The sequence below is a fragment of the Fictibacillus sp. 23RED33 genome, from assembly GCF_015903925.1.
GTDB classification, from domain to species: domain Bacteria; phylum Bacillota; class Bacilli; order Bacillales; family Fictibacillaceae; genus Fictibacillus; species Fictibacillus phosphorivorans.
In genome coordinates, this window is the sequence record NZ_JACZDX010000020.1 from 1 (window position 1) to 3,044 (window position 3,044).

Consider the following 3,044-nt stretch of genomic DNA (forward strand, 5'->3'; position numbering starts at 1 on the left):
TGTTCTTTGAAAACTAGATATCGACATCCAAACAATATGCAAGGCAGATAGATTTATCTAATCTGCGCCAAGCAAGAATCTTTGATGTGTAAACATCATATAAGGTTAAGCTAGAAAGGGCGCACGGTGGATGCCTTGGCACTAGGAGCCGAAGAAGGACGGGACGAACACCGATATGCCTCGGGGAGCTGTAAGTAAGCATTGATCCGGGGATTTCCGAATGGGGGAACCCACCATCCGTAATGGGATGGTATCCATATCTGAATACATAGGGTATGAGAAGGCAGACCCGGGGAACTGAAACATCTAAGTACCCGGAGGAAGAGAAAGCAAATGCGATTTCCTGAGTAGCGGCGAGCGAAACGGAATCAGCCCAAACCAGAGAGCTTGCTCTCTGGGGTTGTAGGACACTCTATACGGAGTTACAAAGGAACGAAGTAGGTGAAGTGGTCTGGAAAGGCCAGCCGAAGAAGGTAACAGCCCTGTAGCTGAAACTTCGTTCCCTCCTGAGTGGATCCTGAGTACGGCGGGACACGTGAAACCCCGTCGGAATCCGGGAGGACCATCTCCCAAGGCTAAATACTCCCTAGTGACCGATAGTGAACCAGTACCGTGAGGGAAAGGTGAAAAGCACCCCGGAAGGGGAGTGAAACAGATCCTGAAACCGTGTGCCTACAAGTAGTCGGAGCCCATTAACGGGTGACGGCGTGCCTTTTGTAGAATGAACCGGCGAGTTACGATCCCGTGCAAGGTTAAGTTGATAAGACGGAGCCGCAGCGAAAGCGAGTCTGAATAGGGCGACATAGTACGTGGTCGTAGACCCGAAACCGTGTGATCTACCCATGTCCAGGGTGAAGTTCAGGTAACACTGAATGGAGGCCCGAACCCACGCACGTTGAAAAGTGCGGGGATGAGGTGTGGGTAGGGGTGAAATGCCAATCGAACACGGAGATAGCTGGTTCTCCCCGAAATAGCTTTAGGGCTAGCCTCGCGGCAAGATTCCTGGAGGTAGAGCACTGATTGGACTAGGGGCCCCCACAGGGTTACCGAATTCAGTCAAACTCCGAATGCCAGAGAATTATCCGCGGGAGTCAGACTGCGAGTGATAAGATCCGTAGTCAAAAGGGAAACAGCCCAGACCATCAGCTAAGGTCCCAAAGTATACGTTAAGTGGCAAAGGATGTGGAGTTGCCCAGACAACCAGGATGTTGGCTTAGAAGCAGCCACCATTTAAAGAGTGCGTAATAGCTCACTGGTCGAGTGACTCTGCGCCGAAAATGTAACGGGGCTAAACGTATCACCGAAGCTATGGCTTGTACCGTATGGTACAGGGGTAGGGGAGCGTTCGAAGTGCAGCGAAGTCAGACCGGAAGGACTGGTGGAGCGCTTTGAAGTGAGAATGCCGGTATGAGTAGCGAAAGACAAGTGAGAATCTTGTCCATCGAAAGCCTAAGGTTTCCTGAGGAAGGCTCGTCCGCTCAGGGTTAGTCGGGGCCTAAGCCGAGGCTGAAAAGCGTAGGCGATGGATAACAGGTTGATATTCCTGTACCACCTCCTTTCCGTTTGAACAATGGGGGGACGCAGTAAGGTAGGGTGAGCGCACTGATGGAATAGTGCGTCTAAGCAGTTAGGCTGTTGGGTAGGCAAATCCGCCCAACATGAAGGCTGAGCTGTGATGGCGAGGGAAATTTTAGTACCGAAGTCCCTGATCCTACACTGCCAAGAAAAGCCTCTAGTGAGGAAAGAGGTGCCCGTACCGCAAACCGACACAGGTAGGCGAGGAGAGAATCCTAAGATGATCGGGAGAACTCTCGTTAAGGAACTCGGCAAAATGACCCCGTAACTTCGGGAGAAGGGGTGCTCTGATAGGGTTTATCGCCCGAGAGAGCCGCAGTGAATAGATCCAAGCGACTGTTTAGCAAAAACACAGGTCTCTGCGAAACCGCAAGGTGAAGTATAGGGGCTGACACCTGCCCGGTGCTGGAAGGTTAAGAGGAGGGGTTATCCTTTTAGGAGAAGCTCTGAATTGAAGCCCCAGTAAACGGCGGCCGTAACTATAACGGTCCTAAGGTAGCGAAATTCCTTGTCGGGTAAGTTCCGACCCGCACGAAAGGTGTAACGACTTGGATACTGTCTCAACGAGAGACCCGGTGAAATTATAGTACCTGTGAAGATGCAGGTTACCCGCGACAGGACGGAAAGACCCCATGGAGCTTTACTGCAACTTGATATTGGATTTTGGTACAGCTTGTACAGGATAGGTAGGAGCCTGAGAAGCCGGAGCGCCAGCTTCGGTGGAGGCGTCGGTGGGATACTACCCTGGCTGTATTGAAATTCTAACCTTGGACCGTAATCCGGTTCGGAGACAGTGTCAGGTGGGCAGTTTGACTGGGGCGGTCGCCTCCTAAACAGTAACGGAGGCGCCCAAAGGTTCCCTCAGAATGGTTGGAAATCATTCGCAGAGTGTAAAGGCACAAGGGAGCTTGACTGCGAGACCTACAAGTCGAGCAGGGACGAAAGTCGGGCTTAGTGATCCGGTGGTTCCGCATGGAAGGGCCATCGCTCAACGGATAAAAGCTACCCTGGGGATAACAGGCTTATCTCCCCCAAGAGTCCACATCGACGGGGAGGTTTGGCACCTCGATGTCGGCTCATCGCATCCTGGGGCTGAAGTAGGTCCCAAGGGTTGGGCTGTTCGCCCATTAAAGCGGTACGCGAGCTGGGTTCAGAACGTCGTGAGACAGTTCGGTCCCTATCCGTCGCGGGCGCAGGAAATTTGAGAGGAGCTGTCCTTAGTACGAGAGGACCGGGATGGACACACCGCTGGTGTACCAGTTGTTCCGCCAGGGGCATAGCTGGGTAGCTACGTGTGGACGGGATAAGTGCTGAAAGCATCTAAGCATGAAGCCCCCCTCAAGATGAGATTTCCCATCACGCAAGTGAGTAAGACCCCTTAGAGATGATGAGGTTGATAGGTCTGGTGTGGAAGCGTGGTGACACGTGGAGCTGACAGATACTAATCGGTCGAGGGCTTATCCTTAAAA

The 3,044-nt window shown here is 52.5% G+C and carries 1 rRNA gene; it reads left to right on the plus strand.

Annotated elements, in window-relative coordinates:
• Positions 1 to 103 precede the first annotated feature (103 nt).
• Positions 104 to 3,040, plus strand: a 23S ribosomal RNA gene (locus IHV09_RS22175).
• Positions 3,041 to 3,044 lie beyond the last annotated feature (4 nt).